We start from the raw sequence: 16,191 nt of genomic DNA, 5'->3' as shown, positions 1-16,191 counted from the left end.
CTTAGTGATGTATATCTTTTTTATTTTGATATTACCTTTTATTTTTAATTCCTTTTTTATTCCAAAATTACAGTTGCGCTGAGTTCATAATTGCAATAAATATCTAATTCATTTTCAGAATTACCACTAAACACTCCACCACCTTTTTTACTAAAGATAAACTTAACAAAATAAACTTCTAAATCACCTTCATACTCCACTTCAACTTCAAAATTAGAACCTGCTTCTATATCTTCTACCTGATCAAAATAATCATTTAGAAAATCTCTTGCAAAATAATTTAATTTAGGTTTTAAAAATTGTGGCACTGTATTGTAATACATTACTTTCTTTATTTCCATATGTTTTTTCTTCCAACCTCTTTTAATTTTACGATAATTTCATATATAAAGTATAAATAGGAAAGTCTTTATAGCTTTCTTTTGTATCATTATCCAGTTTGTTCCAAAACAAATCAGCTTGTGGTTTCGATTTTAATAATACTGATGAACCGAAACAAAGTTCATAGTTATCATTACTATTTACTAAAATGTTGCTCAGAATCTCCATTTCTTTGCTGTTTAATTTACGAACTCTAGATTTTATTTGAAGGTCATTTATTATAGCCATCTCATAATTTTTGGAGTATTTTAAGTTCCAGTCAGAAAGAAATTGTGCCCAATTAAGCAATAACTCACTTCTAGAAACATCTTCTGCCTTGTCAGCAGCCACAACTATTTTTAAAATAGTGTTGTTAGTACATTCATATTTCAATTGATTATCAACTAATATTTGGTAAGAGGCAATAACCGAATCAAAATCACAATTATCTATTTTTAGCCAGTCATTTGGTTCTAAAACTTCAAATATTGAAATGTAGGACGAATCTTCACCTTCACCTCTCCTGCACCACGGAGTTTCAGTAAAAATGTCTATCATAGTTCCAATATTATCTGTCTCAAAGTCATATAAGGTAATAATGTGGATATTAGCAATTCTTAGGTGAAGTAATTTTGATTCATTATAATTTAAGGCAACTTTCTTCTTTAGAATAAGGCCTAAATTGAGAATATTTAGATTTCTTAGAGATTGTTTATCAAAGTAAGTTAGATCAACCTCTTTTTGTATCCCCATATTTTCCATGAAGTTTGAAATCTGTATCAATTCCTCTATCTCAGTCTCTAAATCACGTGAAGTAATATCCAATATTGACTGTTCATCTAGTTCTATTGTATTACCATTGAGCTTGCAATATCCGAATTTTCCTAGTTCTTGAAGTGCCTGAGTGCACTTTATAGCTTTTGATAACATATTAGGTCTTGTGTAGTTAAATGTGAATTGTTTCTTCTTAACATCAAATGACATTTTAAAACCTTCACCAAAATGGAGTTGTACACTCCCATCAGGGAATCTATGCCTTTTTACATTTTGAAAAATAGTATTCCCGATTGTAATAATTAGATCTGTTTCCTCGTAAGTTTCGACAACCTTTATTGTATTTTCAAGTGGTACTTCAATACCAGTTAAAGGATCTTTATAATAAATGAAGAGATCATTTTCTTCCTGATAGTTAAAGATCTCTCCTTTTTCTTGACCATAATAATAGAATTTAAGGTTACTATCATCAGAGATATCTTCAACTGAAATACCATCAACATTTATGAAGCTATATTGCTTACGACTATTTGTTATAAAATCGACTAGCATAGGGTACAGTTTTTGTTCGTCTAATTCATGAATCTGTACAGAAAGTTTCTTATTGCTTGTTGTTTTATTTTTTAAATTACTTTTTTTAATCAGCTTCTTTATAGAAAGAGGAGGTAATGATTTATAGTAGATATTTCTTAAATCACCATCCTCGCTTAACCAAACTACGAATAAAACTACACCACCATTTTTTGAATATAATTCTAAATCACTTATGTCCAACGAGAAGGATTTCAATTTATTCTTCTGTTGCCTTGTAGCTTTAATTTGAACAGGCACTTTACCAAATATTTCACTTCTTTTCTCACTAGAAGTTTTAAGAACATGAATCTCACCATCCCAGACTGGAGTTTTATCATTACTATCAAAATAAGTCTGAAGTAAACTATATCTATTTATGAATGTTGTCAGATATGAAACACCTAATGTCTCAATTTGTCTATTATTTGCCAAATTCTAACCTCGATAAATAACTCTCTCTATATATTACATTATACCATTAACAAAGAAAAACATATAGCATACCACCACTATTTTGCTTAAACTGAAAATATAAAAATCACAACTATACTATAAAATTTCCTTTTATAAATTAAATATCCTTATCAAAATTCACAAGAGAAAATATGCACTTAACGTGACAATTCAAGACTAAAAAATCATTATACAAATCAAACTACTAAAAATGAATTTATGGTATACTAGTGATAATAAATAGTTATCACTAGGAGAATACTATGGAAATAAAAATAATTGATAAAATTTTATCTCAAAAATGTTTTTGGACAATTATTTTTACTTGTTGGGTTTTTATTGGAATTATAGTATCAATTTTTGATTCATCATTAAAATACAATTATATATATGTTTTCGGGATGAATTCTCTATTGTTAGCCCAGATTATCACATATCAAAATTTAATGAAAAAAGAAATAATCCTTAAAACATCTATTTCAGGTACTAAAGTCAATAATCTTCCACTATTTCCAGTATTCAGTAAAAATAATAGTTATCTAAACAAATGGTATAATATATCTATTTGTTTTGTAATTGGTTTAATTTATTTCATTTCTCTAGTATTATTAAAGGTTCTTATCTTGCAGGAGCTAATTACAATCTATGGTGCAATTACTTTAATTCTAACTGTATTTATTGCAATACAACTGTATTTAAAGTATATACTTTATATTCTCACATTAAGGAAAATTTCAAAATTAGAGTTTATTTCATTAGTACCAATTTCCCTGCATAATCCATCTGAATGTGATTGGATAGTTAAATTTACCGATAGTATGAGTTCATTTAGTAATTATTTTGGAATTTTAGGTATTGCTTATACTGCTCTATTCTATTTAACCACTCCACTATCTGCTATTAAATTTACCGGATATACATTAATAATAGATACACCTAATAACCTAGTATTTATAATTACTTGGGGAATAATTTTTATACTGATTGGCTTTGGTTATTTAATTTTTGACTATCTTTGGAAGAAATATATTAAAGAGATAATAAAAAAAATAAAAATAATGCAACTAAAGGAATATGATATTACTGATTACAGTAATAAACAACTTAATAAAGATTATATTGAACTATTTAAACTCTATAAAGATTCCCCGAACTTTCCACAGTTATTCAATGGAAAAACACTCAATCCGATAGGTTACATCCCCATTTTGATAAATCTATATAGGTTACTTCAACCATTTTTATCACAAAATTAGTGTTGTTAAAAGAGCAGAGAATTCCAATCTCTGCTCTTTTATTTTAATAAATCCCCGCTCTCACCTTCGCTAATTTAATTGAATAATCAATAAAATAATTTAATCTTTCCATAGAGTGATTTTTTTCTAAAACTTCACATTGTTTTTTAATATCAAACTCAATTAACGAAACTTCATTTTTTATATGTTTTAACACACTATATTTATTCAATAGAATTTCTATATTAGTCACCTTATCTTTATTCTGAAGTCTCAATTTTTCTTTATTAGAGAGAAACTGTTCAAGGTAAACGTAACATAAATTTTTCCTACTTTTATTAATATCAAAATTATGATTCCCTTTGTATTTTACAGTGAACTCAGGATTAAAGTATGCTTCGCAATCATTTAGTAATTGAAATAAGTAGCCTAATTTATAACCAATAATTGCTAAATGTTGATTGTCTAATTCAGGATCATATGATTTCATACCAATCACTAAACAATTTTGAATAACTTGTGAAGTTTGGTTATCTAAGATTTCTTTTATTTTATCAATGCTTACATTAATATCAATATTTAATTCTTGTATTGTTCCCTGACACATTCTAATAATCATTTGGCTAAATATCCTAATCGTAGAATCATCAATTTCAGATAATAATTCAATACACTTTCCTAATAAAAAAACTGTGATTACTAAGGCTTCATCAATAGAATATTGCTTATGTACTGTGTATATGCTATGTCTTTTATCGTCTTGATCTATAATATCATCAATAATAATAGAGGATTTATGAATTAACTCAATAGCTATTGCAGATTTGTAAACTTTTTCATTTAGATTCTCAGAAAACAATTTATAACCATAATATGTTAACAATGGTCTGAAACGACTCCCATTCACCACTTGAAGTATCTCATGATATTGTACTGGTAGTTCAAGCAGTATTGATTTAATCCTAGAATCAATAGTGAACAAAAAATCTTTTTCTTCACTATTTAACGTAATTTTTTGTGTCTTTTCCATAGTATTCTCCATAGTATTCTCCTAGTGATAACTATTTATTATCACTATACAAAGCATCCAAATAAGTTTATAATAGCATGATTATTGATAAAGGAGATTTTTATGGATTATAAACTTATTTCTACTTACTTAGATTATTGCAAAACTCATAAGCGTTTGAGTTCACACACGATTCGCGCTTATAAGAATGATCTTATGCAATTTTATAACTCAAACTATGATAATGTCGAATCCTATATAGAACAGTTGACACAATCTAACATAAAAACGAATACATTAAGAAGAAAAATTGCTTGTATGAAGGTGTTTTATAACTATCTAAAATACCAGCACATAATTGAAGAGAATCCCTTCAATCAATTACGCTTTCAATTTAGAACTGAAAAAATATTGCCTAAAACGATTCCGTATGATATTCTGAAAAATATTTTTTCATATTTAGAGCAGAGAGTAGTTATATCTAAAACTGAGTATCAAAAACAAAAAGCTGAAAGAAATCTACTAATTATTTCCCTTTTACTTTCAACAGGTATCAGAATTTCTGAACTTTGTCACATTCATCTCAAAGATATTAATCTTTCCAATAAGACACTCCATATTATAGGAAAGGGTAAGAAAGAGCGTATCCTTTTTTTAGGAGATCAAACAACCTTCAATTTATTAGAAACATATATAAATAAAATAGGGGAGGAATCCAATGATTTTCTATTTCCAGGGAAACATTCGCCAAAACCATTGTCAGAGCAAAGTGTACGTTTAATTTTAAAGAGAATCGTTGAACAAAATAACTTATCTAGAACTATTACACCACATATGTTTAGACATAGTTTTGCAACAATGCTTCTGGATAATGATGTAGATATCCGATACATTCAACAAATTCTTGGACACAGTTCTATATCAGTCACACAAATCTATACTCACGTATCTCATTCAAAACAAAAAGAAATACTTAGTTCTTTTAATCCTGTATCAGCAATTCATTCTGAAATCGAATAAGAGAACTTTCCAAAGTCTACAGTTCAGTTCATCTAAAATTAATTTTTGTAGTTCGACTTTAGTTAATAAATCTTATACTCAACAAAAGCAACAAACATACAAAACCTCACTTTGAATCAGCATTTATACTATATTCCGTATTAAAACTCCATAATTGTTTTCTAAAATACTGTCTTCAAATATTCTTAAATATAATAAAAAGAGATGGGAGAAAAACTCAATTTCAGGAGAAAATGAAGTAATTCTTCCCACAATAAAACGCATAGTATCAAGTATTTTTTAACACCTGATGCTATGCATTTTTCTGATTTTTAAGATTTTTTTCCTAATGCCAAAATTATTCTGAACCGATTTCATATTATCAAACATCTCAGCAGAGCTTTTTTAAAAACGCGCATTTAATAGGATGAATCAATTTGATAAAAAGTCGCTCTCTTATCGTTCTTTGAAGAAGCATTGGCGCATCTTCCAGAAGGATAGTTGTAAACTTTCTCTGCAACCTTTCTATTCCAAGACCTTCCATCAAACACTAACACCAAGAGAAATAGTCGAGAAAACACTTCGCTATTCTCAGGAACTTGCATATCACTACAATCTTTATCAACTCCTCTTATTTCATTTTCAATAAAAGAATAAAAAGTTGTTCTTTGAACTGATTGAGGAGAACATAAACACTGTCAATTCTTATTTTCAAACTGTATTTAGAACTTTTATGAAACATAAGAATTACATTAGCAAATGCTTTAGAAGAATCTTATTCAAATGCAAATCTTGAAGCGACTAACAAGCTGATCAAAGACATTAAACGTCAAGGATTTGGCTTTAGAAACTTTTTAAACTTTAAGAAGCATGTTTTCATATCCCTTAACATCAAAAAAGAAAGGATAAATATTAGGCTCTTGATATTATGCTTGTTCTGCTTTTCAAAACTTTTTGTACAGGCTTATCATAAAATTTTTAGGAAAGCTAAATGATATTCTCCGTTCAATTTAACTGCTACTTTCTCGTGGATAGAGTGATTTTTTAAAGAACAAATTTCTCCATATTTCCAACTTTCGTGCTCCCCTGATAATCTAGTAACTGACTTCACTTGATTATCTAAGTTAGCAACTGTAGCACTAAGCTCTTCTTTTGGAATAATTTCTTCAGTAATTGTAAATAATTGTTCCCCTATCTTCAACTCTCTGGCTTCTTGCTCATTGATAGCAAATCCTCCTACTAAGCGAACATTAAATAAGTCAGAAACTTTTAGAAGTTCTTCTTTAGAAATATTATCAAGTAATCTACATTTATAGAAAGTACTATCAATTTTTATGGCTAATTCTCTATTCTTAGTCTGATATAAGTCACCAATCTCTAACAAATCAGTCTTTATTTCATTATTGGAATCATCGTAAGAGATTTCAAAAGTATTATCATGATTGCTTACTTTACTTTCAATATCTTCATATGAAATTAATTGATTAGTTACACCATAATGCTCTCCATTATAATCGAATCGATTATAACTTGAGTCGAAAAATTTAACATCGTACTTCTCATATGTACATCCAGTCAATCCAAGTAAACCTAAGAAAAAAATTACGGAAAGATAAATCTTTTTGAATTTCATTGTTCTCCTCCTAATTTTCTATAGTTAAATTATCAAAAATCAATAACGCCTCTCTCCAATATGTCATTACAGACTTATTTTGGATATGAAGTAAAGTCAAAATAATTCCCAAGCTCCCATCCAAAAATTTAACACTACCTTCATTTCCTTCAGAATAATAGCTATCTTCCTCAAAACCAAACTTTTTTGATAGTGTAAAACTACTTAATATTTTTTCTTTAATTATGAACAAATACTTATCCCAAGGTTCTTCTTTAAAAATTTGTTTGTATAAAAAACCGATTTCATATAACCCAGAATATCCATGACATAATATAGAGGATTTTACACCCACTGGACATTTCAGTGAAGTAATCAAAATGTTCTTTGATTTTTCTACCAATTTTTGATCCTTCAAAAATACTCCTACATACAGATAGAGTAAACTGATACCTGGACTACCATAACACCAAGCATCTCTATAATATTCTTTGTCGTCTAAAGAACTACCGTTATTATATTCGTCCATATCAATAGCCGATTTCCACTTATATTGATTAGTACCATCTGCTATTTCTAACCTATCATATATTTCAATAATATTTTTTAAAAATCTTTTTGTTTTTGAATTTGTAAATCCCTTAATGCAAGCAATAGCTACCATTATACCTACTCCTGCCAAACCATGTGCTACTCCTAAATTCAAGCACCCATTAGGAAAAATCTCACTTTCTATGATTGATAATTGATTTTGGGATTTAACATAATATGGAGGAAGACCTTGATTATTTTCAAACAAATCAACTAGTTTATTAATGATATCAGAAATAATATCATTAAATTTTTCATCATCTTTAATCAGTAAATATACTAGTATTCCAGATATTCCCTCAATTATATCATAATTCAAGGGAGACAGCGTATCTACATCTATATGATGTATTGAATCCTCTACAAAATAACAGATATAATTATCAATGCTATTTATTAAATCAGAGTAATTCTGATCCTTATTTGCTAAATGCAATAAACTTAATGCTAAACCTGCAGCACCTGAATACAGAGAGCTAGATACAATACCATTATTTGATAATATTTTGACAATATATGTAAGATAGCTATCGATTTGGTCTTTATATTCATCATAATTAATTTCTGATAATAGCAATATTACACCTGGTAAGCCCGCAGCTAGAGAGTAGTTTTCATAAGAGTTATATATCGTATCACTTTTTATTTTAATGTCCCATTCCTCAATAATTCTTCTTTGAAGTAATTCGATTATTTTAGATTCATCATACATTTCCATACTCCTCTGAATAATAGATTTCTTGGTACTCAGGACATTTGTGCAAAAGTTCCTCATGAGTACCTACTCCAACTATTTCTCCATCATCTAAAACTACTATTTTATTTGCTTTTTGAGCAGATTTTATATTATGGGAAATAAATATTGAAATTTTGTCTTTTGCATTCTTTTTGAAAGTATCAAACAATTGCTTTTCTGATATTGGATCTAATGCCGAACTAGGCTCATCAAGTATTACAATAGGTGCTTCTTTAAAAAAAGTACGTAGCAAGGCAATCTTTTGCCATTGGCCACCAGATAATTGTCTCCCATTATTGAACCAATTTCCTAACTGAGTATCCAAGTCAATACTACCATCTCTCTTAATAAAGTCTATATTAAAATTATGTGATATAAGATTAATACTTTCCTCAATATCTATTTTAGATAAATCACCTAGACATATATTTTCCTTAAGCGAAAGTTCATATTTTACAAAGTCTTGAAATAAAACAGATATATTATTTTGGAAAAATGTTTCATCATCCTTAAAATCCAAATTATCATATAAAATAACCCCTTTGGAAGGAGTGTATAACCCAGCCAAAAGTTTGACTAATGTACTTTTTCCAGATCCATTTTTTCCAATTATAGCAACTAGTTCATTTTTCAACAGCTTTAGATTTATGGATTTTACAGCAGGAGTATTATTTCCATTGTAGATATAGCTAACATCTCTAAATTCCACCTCGCTTATATCAACTTTAGATACACTATTACATTGTTTAGCTGATTGACTACTGTCATCCAAAAACATAAGCAATTGCTCCATATATAAATTTGAGTTGTTAATAATATAAATGTTGTGGATTATATCTTGCGAATATGTGTCTACTCTTCCAAATGCCTGTATCAAACTCACCATGTTCCCAAGTAATAGTTTTCCTTGTCTTATCAAAAGTACCATAAACACTATTCCCACAAGACCAATTATATTTAACAATCCACCTAATAACAGATTAAAAGAAATTTTTTTTCTTGATATACTAAGATCTTGCAGAATAAACTGTTCTTTTAATTGTTTATACTCATTTATTAAATAGTCACTTATACCATTTAATTTAATTTCTTTGAATGAAAAATCATGAGTTAGCAAATAATTTAGATACCAGACTTTTCGCTCTTTATCTGCTCTCTTCCACTGTAATAAAAACTCCATTTGACCAACTTTAATAAACAGTACTAATGATAAAATCGGAATGATTAGTAATAGAAGTGCAAACTCTATTCTCCAACTTCCTATATAGTATAAACTTAAGAATAGAGATACTGTAGAAGATAACAAAGACAGTATTGCATTGAGCAATTGAAGTGGCTTATAGGAAACACCTTGATTTAATTTCTCTACTAAATTGTAGATAGTTGACTGTTCAAAATCAGGTAATTTCAACATTGCAACTCTCTCCATTAACCGCGTAGTCAAATTGTAAGAAAGTAAAAAGCCAATTTTCTCCCCAAAGTATGAGTTGAGCTGAGTAACTACAGCAGAACAAATTTGTATGATAACGTATACGGATATTATATAGGATAATTGCCCTCCAGAAATAATAGTGTTAATTAGTTCTTGAGATACCAATAGGCTGATAATTGGTATCACACCATTAATCAATGTCAAAACGATTAATCCACTAATATATTTCTTGTCAACTTTATAAATCATTCTCAAGCTACTCGGGATTCCACAAATTGTTCTAAAAAAATCACTATGAGTAAACTCTGGCATTGCCCTACCTCCTATACTGTTCAGAAATAATTATCGAACGTAAAATGTAATAAATTTCCCTTTCTCTTTCTCTATCAATACCGACTAGTCGATTATTATGTACGTGAATGATACTATCCGCTATAGAAAATCGTTGTTCTTTAGAGTATTCAGTCAATATCTCTTTTAATTCTATTAACTCATTTTTTAAATTTTGGACATTTTCGCTATCTAAAATATACAATTCATCTATTCTCTCAATAGCTTCTTGATATTTCTTACGTTCCTTGTTTATATTAAATTTATCAGTTCTAGGTGAAACAAACTCTAAAAATTCTACTCTACATACATAATCAAATAAATATTTTAGATAGAAATACGGTATTAATACTGATATATATTTCACATCCAAAGAAAGATTCCCTTTTTTATTTTGATTAATGATTTCCATATTCAAATAACTATCTAAGCAGAATATATTCTCAATTTTTTCTAATGTTCGTTCTCCTCCATATCTTTCAATCTCTCTATCATATGTACTAATCTCATAATTAACCATAAGATTATTAGTAATAGCTTTTTTCAATTCTCCCTGAATAGCTTGAAATACTTCTATATTATTGTTTGTTTTAATTCTAAGTCTAATTTGTGAGTATTTTTCAATGTATCTAAGATAAAATAATTCTCCCTGATATTTGTCTATTAATATTTTTATATTCTGTAAATAATCAGTTATAAATTCGTCCTGACGATTATTAGGAACATATAATTTCAAATATATCCAATCAGTAATCGGGAGTTTTTCTCTTGATAATCGATCTACCCTTTGCATATTACTTTTATTTCCATAACTATTATAAAAAACTCTCTCTTTTTTAAAAGGAATAACAATTTCAGAAGTTACTGACTTACTATTTTTTAAAAATACTCCTTCATCATCAATTATTTCTTGAATTATAATAAATTCAAGATTATTTCTCTTAGCCTTCAAAAACATATCAGTGAGTAGCAGAATGTCTAGATGATTTGTAAGATCAATATTTATTTTATTGTCGATGTTAACCACATTAAATTTATGAGGGATACTTTTGGCTTTCAAATACGAACAAATATTTTTATCAGTTATTTCATTTAATTCATTTTGATAGATTTTCCAAGTTTTTGGAGAAATAATGATATTTCTATAACACAATCTTGGTACAAAATTAAATTTAGCATACACTAAATCCCATGGAATATTTCCAAAATATTCTTCAGAAATATCGCATAAAAACCTAACTTCGTTGCTAAATAACATTCTATTGTACATATTGGTTACATAAAACTTAATTAGTTCACCTGTCAATTTCTCTCTTGCATAAAATTTCCCTCCTTCCCCAATACCAATGTAAATATTCTCTAATTTAATTTCATTTTTATAAGAGTTTAAAAATAGCGAAAGTGTATAATTGCGAACGGTATTATTTCTCATAACATTACAATCTCTGAAAGTTTCAGGCATAAATTCTATTTCACAAGTTACTATACCTTGATTATTATTCCAATTATTACAGTAATTAACCATTTTTTGATGATACTCATTAAACGATTGTGAAAATTGAGAAAATCGTCCTGAGCTTGCACCCAAGGTACTTGTACCAACTAAATTACTCAAGTGAAATTGTACCGTACCAGTTTCTAACATTTTTGTAACATTAAAGAATAGCTCCATACCTCCTAATTCATATTTTTTATTTTCTTTTAGAAAATGTCCCTCTAATTTTTGTAAATCTATATTAGTATCCGTTCTAACAGCATATACATATAAATCTAGCAAGATTTTTTCTAAATTATCAGAATAATATTTAACCTTAGGCTCTGTTTCAATAATCTCATTTTTAGGATGTGTATAATCAAAGGGGGCCCCAATTCCAAAATTACTATCCATCATTTCAATTATAGGAACCTCTTGATTCAATCCATATTTTTCTAAAAACTTATCTTTATAGTGATCAATATATAATTTTTTTTCGTCCATATTTACCTTTTCGATAAACTGAGCACACTCTTCAAGAGTATTCTTATATTGATTATCTAAAGTAATTTGAGATTTATTAAATAAATCTACTTGGACATAATTAGAGGAATAACAGATGTCACACATCTGGGAACAAATTTTAGATAATATTTCGTTTCCCTCACCAACACTTGACTTCTCATATTCAGATACGAGATATACAATTTGTTTCAAAGCTTTCAACAACTCATTGCATCCCAACTTAGAAACAGTGGTCAGTAAAAAATCCCAGTCATTATTTTCGTTATTTTTAAATCTCAATTCCGATAATAAATAATTATTTTTTATTAACTCAACAATATAATTAGTTACAATCTCTTTCTTTTCAACTCCATATTTTTGCATTAATGTGGCAAGCAAATTATCAAACGAAATAAAGCTATCACAGCACAAACTAACAATTAATTCATATGCCTTTGTTTTTTTGATACTCACCTCTTCTGCATTTTTCTTTAATGAATACAATTGAACAGCTCTATTACCATTTACATAAACAGCTCTATTAACTTTAAATGATAAAATCTCATAATTGTCCATTTCCAACATATCAATAAATTTCATATACCAATCGCTATCAGGCCTAATAGACTTATAGCTAGAATTTTCTAATGACAAATTAGATTGAGAGGTAAATTTCCCAATACTTGTTTCTGAAAAAAGTCCAAAAGGTGTGGCTCTATTCATTGAACGTTTGTAATATTTGTAGGTAGATATAAAAAGCTGTCGAATTTGCTTATCTTGTGTTAATTTATTTTGATAATATTTCAATAAACTTTGATACACCAATGGACTTGCTACTTGTAATTGCTCTAAAAAAACACTATCTTTTCTAATAAAATCAAAAAAATCATTTATTGTATCAAAAATATATGTATCTCCAGCTCGAATAGAATTTCTAATTAAAAAATCTTGAGCCTCAAACTTATTAGCCATATAATTCTCCTAACCATTTTTTTAAAACATTAGTAATTTTTTGTACTAGTTAATTCTCAGAAGACTACTGATGTAGGATTTTTATAATAATAAAATTTAGATTCTACTTTCAGTCAAAATTCTAGAATCACTTATTTAACAGAGAAAGCACAATAAAACTCCTCTTACTTAATGAAATAAAGATAATTTTATTTTATTAAGTAAAAGGAGGGTAATTCATCACTACCCTCCCCTACTAAAATCATCCTGTGATATGAATAGAGCAGTGACCATTACAAGAAATTGTATTGCCTGGACACATTAATATTCCTGTAACACAGCCTGGGGTACAGAAAGATCTACTTGTAATTCTTGGGGAAGCGCCAGAATTATCTTTAGTTACTTTTACCAAATCTAAGTTAAAATCGTCGTTACTCATTTTTTGAGTCCTCCTTAAAATTTTATGATTTTCGTTCGAACAATTGAATTATAGAATTATTTTTTCAGAATACGATCAGAATTTAGCAATATAGAAAAATTTTTGACGCGTTTTAGCAAAATATTTGTAATACTGTTTTGAAGCTACTATGGATTAAATACTTCACTTAGCTTCGAAAACTATAAAGTGCTATGCTTAAGTTATGAAAACTATGTTGGAAAAAGCAATGTATCTAACTCCTGAGAGCTTTAAATTAAATTATTAATTGGTATCAAAAATACATCTTACAAGAGATGATATCCGTCTAGATACAGCTTATCAATCCAAACATTGTAAAGGAGGACGTCAAAAACATTAAGTATAGAAGAACAATTGATATCTACCTTGCGTTATTTACGCTATTACTCAACTCAACGTCTCCTAGCTTTTGGTTTTGATAATGGAATAATTACAGCCAACAAAACAATAACATAGGTAGAAAATACTCTTCTTTCTTCAGGTCTATTTGACTTAGACAACTTAGAGGCATAGCTATTATAGTTACTTAGTTTATAAAATACATGTTATAATAAAGCTATGGCATATAGTACAGATTTTAAACAACGAGCATTAAATTACATCAAAGAGGGACACAGCCATGTCGAGGCATCCAAAGTTTTTGATGTTGGCGTCAGAACTCTCTTCACATGGGAAAAGAAATTACGTGAACAAGGGCACTTAGAGCGGAAAAAGAGAGTCGCCAAAAGCCGAAAGATTCCTTTGGAGGAGTTGAAGACCTTTGTAGAGGCTCATCCAGATGCTTTTTTACGGGAAATTACGGCACTGTTCCTTCAGTATGGGCAGCTTTAAAGCAGATCAATGTCACTTTAAAAAAAGACGACTAGCTTTAAGGAACAAGATCCAGAAAAAGCCGCTGAATTTCTCGATATTTTGGATAATCTAAAAGATTTACCAGTCGTATATATTGACGAAACAGGAATCGACCGCTACCTCTATCGTTCTCATGCACGGGCTCCTAGAGGAGAGAAAGTCTATGAAAAGATTAATGGACGGCGTTTTGAGCGGACTTCAATTGTTGCAGGACAAGTAGATGGAGAGTTTATAGCTCCTATGATTTACAAGGAAAGCATGACGAGCGACTTCTTTGTGAAGTGGTTCAAAACGCAACTCCTGCCTGCTTTGAAGACACCTCATGTCATTGTCATGGACAATGCTAGTTTTCATCCCAAGAAGATTTTGGATGAACTTTGCGTCAAAGATAAACACTTTTTCTTACCTCTACCACCTTATTCACCAGATTTGAATCCCATTGAGCAAGCTTGGGCTGTCTTGAAAAAGAAAGTGACAAATTTATTAAGGGAAATCCCAAATATCTTTGAATGTTTAGAGTGCTTTTTTAAAACTAAATGACTATAATGTCACAGAAAGTCCTATTCAATATCATAAAAGAAACCAAATCAAGAATTATGCTGGAAAAAAGAAACAAACCATAAAGACACAAATCATATTCGATTTAACGATACATCGTCTTGCCAATTAATTTTTTCAAATGGTCATACTCATGATTTTACACTGTTTTTATACTGGACTAAAATCAAAAAAACATCTTATAATAGTAGTTATGAAACTGACAAACGAAGAAACACAAAAAATTGAACAACTCCTAAGAGATTCATCGTACGCCAAATATCACAAACGTCTACAGATTATTTATTTTCGCTCAAAAGGAAAGAGTTATAAGGAAATCATGGATCTGCTAGATTGTAATAAAACAACTGTTTGGAGGAATTTGAAAAAATATAAGGAGTTTGGTTTAGAAGCTCTTCTTCAAGAAACCCGTGGTGGACGTCATCGAGAATATATGACTTACGAAGAGGAACAAGCATTCCTAAAACGTCATATAGAAGCTGCTCAGGCTGGGGAATTTGTAACTGTCAATCAGTTATTTGAAGCCTATCAAAAAGAGATTGGTCGCACTTCCACACGTGATGGTTTCTATTATCTCCTGAAACGCCATGGTTGGCGAACGGTCACTCCTCGACCTGAACATCCCAAGAAGGCAGACGCTCAGACAATTGAGACGTCTAAAAATAAAATCTACATTCGAGACCTTAAGTAAGCGCTTTAAAGAGGAGGGGACTTATAACAAAGTACGATTGATGTACCAAGATGAAGCTGGTTTCGGGAGAATCAGTAAGATGAGTTCTTGTTGGGCTCCTCAAGGAATTCGACCTAGCATTCCTAGTCATTATATGCGAGAATATCGCTATTGTTATGGGGCAGTAGATGCTCAGACAGGAGATTCCTTCTTCCTTATTGCTGGAGGATGTAATACTGAGTGGACGAATGAATTTCTACGGCAAGTCTCACAAGCTTATCCAGACGACTATATTTTACTTGTTATGGATAATGCTATCTGGCATAAATCAAGTACCTTAGAGATTCCAAGTAATATTGAATTGGCTTTTATCCCACCTTATACACCAGAAATGAACCCTATTGAACAAGTCTGGAAAGAAATTCGAAAACGAGGTTTTAAAAATAAGGCTTTCCAAACATTGGAAGCTGTCATTGATAAGCTTCAAGAAGTTATTCTAGGACTGGAAAAAAGCGTTTTAAAGTCTACTGTCAGCAGACAATGGACAAGGTTGCTTTTTGAAAATAATTGAGTATTACTAGATTAAGACATACCTGTTGTAGGACAAATAAACCACCCGTA

Annotated in this window: 11 protein-coding genes and 3 pseudogenes; 6 read left to right on the top strand and 8 right to left on the bottom strand. The window is 29.4% G+C overall.

Annotated features, from left to right (window positions below; genetic code table 11):
• Positions 1-56 precede the first annotated feature (56 nt).
• Both M1F37_RS03185 and M1F37_RS03180 read right to left on the bottom strand, forming a co-directional pair.
• Positions 57-341, bottom strand: a complete 285-nt coding sequence (locus tag M1F37_RS03185) for a hypothetical protein (protein ID WP_247934689.1) — start codon at positions 339-341, stop codon at positions 57-59.
• A 28-nt stretch (positions 342-369) separates the two neighbouring features.
• The gene (locus M1F37_RS03180; RefSeq protein WP_247934688.1) at positions 370-2,139 is read right to left on the bottom strand and encodes a DUF4365 domain-containing protein; all 1,770 of its coding nucleotides are present in this window, start codon (positions 2,137-2,139) and stop codon (positions 370-372) included.
• Positions 2,140-2,423: 284 nt separating this feature from the next.
• Here M1F37_RS03180 and M1F37_RS03175 point away from each other — a divergent pair, with 284 nt between their 5' ends.
• Entirely contained in the window at positions 2,424-3,416 is a 993-nt protein-coding gene (locus M1F37_RS03175) for a hypothetical protein (RefSeq protein WP_247934687.1), read from the top strand.
• Positions 3,417-3,459: 43 nt separating this feature from the next.
• Here M1F37_RS03175 and M1F37_RS03170 read toward each other — a convergent pair whose 3' ends face one another.
• Entirely contained in the window at positions 3,460-4,425 is a 966-nt protein-coding gene (locus M1F37_RS03170; RefSeq protein WP_247934686.1) for a polyprenyl synthetase family protein, read from the bottom strand.
• Positions 4,426-4,527: 102 nt separating this feature from the next.
• On the opposite strand from M1F37_RS03170, the gene M1F37_RS03165 reads away from it, so the two are divergent.
• Positions 4,528-5,424: a tyrosine-type recombinase/integrase gene (locus tag M1F37_RS03165; RefSeq protein WP_247934685.1), complete on the top strand. Its 897-nt coding sequence runs from the start codon at positions 4,528-4,530 to the stop codon at positions 5,422-5,424.
• 321 nt (positions 5,425-5,745) lie between these two features.
• Positions 5,746-6,398 (top strand): annotated as a pseudogene (locus M1F37_RS03160) (transposase); the annotation flags it as partial.
• Here M1F37_RS03160 and M1F37_RS03155 read toward each other — a convergent pair.
• From M1F37_RS03155 to M1F37_RS03135, 5 genes are all read right to left on the bottom strand, one after another.
• A complete protein-coding gene (locus tag M1F37_RS03155) occupies positions 6,371-7,036 on the bottom strand; it encodes a NisI/SpaI family lantibiotic immunity lipoprotein (protein ID WP_247934684.1) in 666 nt (221 codons plus the stop codon). The pseudogene M1F37_RS03160 and the gene M1F37_RS03155 overlap by 28 nt on opposite strands.
• Positions 7,037-7,046: 10 nt before the next feature.
• Positions 7,047-8,318, bottom strand: coding sequence for a lanthionine synthetase C family protein (locus tag M1F37_RS03150; RefSeq protein WP_247934683.1), 1,272 nt, complete (start codon positions 8,316-8,318; stop codon positions 7,047-7,049).
• A complete protein-coding gene (locus M1F37_RS03145; RefSeq protein ID WP_247934682.1) occupies positions 8,311-10,086 on the bottom strand; it encodes an ATP-binding cassette domain-containing protein in 1,776 nt (591 codons plus the stop codon). Before M1F37_RS03145 ends, M1F37_RS03150 begins: the two co-directional genes overlap by 8 nt.
• A gap of 4 nt (positions 10,087-10,090) precedes the next feature.
• The gene (locus M1F37_RS03140) at positions 10,091-13,054 is read right to left on the bottom strand and encodes a lantibiotic dehydratase (protein WP_247934681.1); all 2,964 of its coding nucleotides are present in this window, start codon (positions 13,052-13,054) and stop codon (positions 10,091-10,093) included.
• A gap of 241 nt (positions 13,055-13,295) precedes the next feature.
• Complete coding sequence (locus M1F37_RS03135) at positions 13,296-13,472, bottom strand: gallidermin/nisin family lantibiotic (protein ID WP_247934680.1); 177 nt, start codon at positions 13,470-13,472, stop codon at positions 13,296-13,298.
• A 576-nt stretch (positions 13,473-14,048) separates the two neighbouring features.
• Here M1F37_RS03135 and M1F37_RS03130 point away from each other — a divergent pair.
• The 3 genes and pseudogenes from M1F37_RS03130 to M1F37_RS03120 all read left to right on the top strand — a co-directional run bounded on the left by M1F37_RS03130 (position 14,049) and on the right by M1F37_RS03120 (position 16,141).
• Positions 14,049-14,882, top strand: a pseudogene (locus tag M1F37_RS03130) (IS630 family transposase).
• 4 nt (positions 14,883-14,886) lie between these two features.
• A pseudogene (locus M1F37_RS03125) lies at positions 14,887-15,050 on the top strand (IS5/IS1182 family transposase); the annotation flags it as partial.
• A gap of 43 nt (positions 15,051-15,093) precedes the next feature.
• Positions 15,094-16,141 (top strand): IS630 family transposase gene (locus tag M1F37_RS03120; RefSeq protein ID WP_247934679.1). Its coding sequence is split into 2 segments (ribosomal slippage): positions 15,094-15,590 and positions 15,589-16,141, totalling 1,050 coding nucleotides; the frame shifts between segments, so codons are not numbered across the junction.
• Positions 16,142-16,191 lie beyond the last annotated feature (50 nt).

This window comes from Streptococcus mitis (assembly GCF_023109105.1).
GTDB lineage: Bacteria > Bacillota > Bacilli > Lactobacillales > Streptococcaceae > Streptococcus > Streptococcus mitis_BW.
Note: the sequence above shows the minus strand (reverse complement) of the source record. Positions and strands in the feature narration are given on the sequence as shown.

Bases quoted from the DNA above. Each gene is read 5' to 3' on its own strand.
- M1F37_RS03150 (WP_247934683.1), bottom strand. From the start codon at position 8,318: ATGTATGATGAATCTAAAATAATCGAATTACTTCAAAGAAGAATTATT.
- M1F37_RS03165 (WP_247934685.1), top strand. From the start codon at position 4,528: ATGGATTATAAACTTATTTCTACTTACTTAGATTATTGCAAAACTCAT.
- M1F37_RS03140 (WP_247934681.1), bottom strand. From the start codon at position 13,054: ATGGCTAATAAGTTTGAGGCTCAAGATTTTTTAATTAGAAATTCTATT.
- M1F37_RS03175 (WP_247934687.1), top strand. From the start codon at position 2,424: ATGGAAATAAAAATAATTGATAAAATTTTATCTCAAAAATGTTTTTGG.
- M1F37_RS03185 (WP_247934689.1), bottom strand. From the start codon at position 341: ATGGAAATAAAGAAAGTAATGTATTACAATACAGTGCCACAATTTTTA.
- M1F37_RS03155 (WP_247934684.1), bottom strand. From the start codon at position 7,036: ATGAAATTCAAAAAGATTTATCTTTCCGTAATTTTTTTCTTAGGTTTA.
- M1F37_RS03145 (WP_247934682.1), bottom strand. From the start codon at position 10,086: ATGCCAGAGTTTACTCATAGTGATTTTTTTAGAACAATTTGTGGAATC.
- M1F37_RS03135 (WP_247934680.1), bottom strand. From the start codon at position 13,472: ATGAGTAACGACGATTTTAACTTAGATTTGGTAAAAGTAACTAAAGAT.
- M1F37_RS03170 (WP_247934686.1), bottom strand. From the start codon at position 4,425: ATGGAAAAGACACAAAAAATTACGTTAAATAGTGAAGAAAAAGATTTT.